This is a genomic window from Sedimentibacter sp. B4, from assembly GCF_000309315.1.
In the GTDB taxonomy this organism is placed as follows: Bacteria; Bacillota; Clostridia; order Tissierellales; family Sedimentibacteraceae; genus Sedimentibacter; species Sedimentibacter saalensis.
In genome coordinates, this window is sequence record NZ_CANG01000427.1 from 1 (window position 1) to 416 (window position 416).

1 pseudogene is annotated in these 416 nt (G+C 71.2%); it reads left to right on the forward strand.

The window, feature by feature from the left end:
* A pseudogene (locus tag BN358_RS23590) lies at positions 1 to 416 on the forward strand (phosphoketolase); the annotation flags it as partial.

Below are 416 nucleotides of genomic sequence, written 5' to 3' on the forward strand. Positions count from 1 at the left end.
TGCTGGACGACGTGCTGGACCGGATCGTTGCGATCAAGACCGACGCCGAGTCCGTCGACGCCGACGCCGTCGAGCGGCCCCGCTGGCCGATGATCGTGTTCCGCACCCCGAAGGGCTGGACGGGACCGGCGAGCGTCGACGGCAAGCAGACCGAGGCCCACTGGCGCAGCCACCAGGTGCCCTTGGCCAACGCCCGGGACTCCGAGGAGCACCTGCAGGTGCTGGCCGACTGGCTGGCCAGCTACCGGCCCGAGGAGCTGTTCGACGAGCGCGGGGCCCTCGACGACCGGTTCGACGTGTTGCGTCCGGCCGGGGAGCGGCGGATGTCGGCCAACCCGGTCGCGAACGGGGGCCAGCTGCTGAAGGACCTGATCATGCCGGACTTCCGCGACTTCGCCGTCGAACCCGACAGCGAC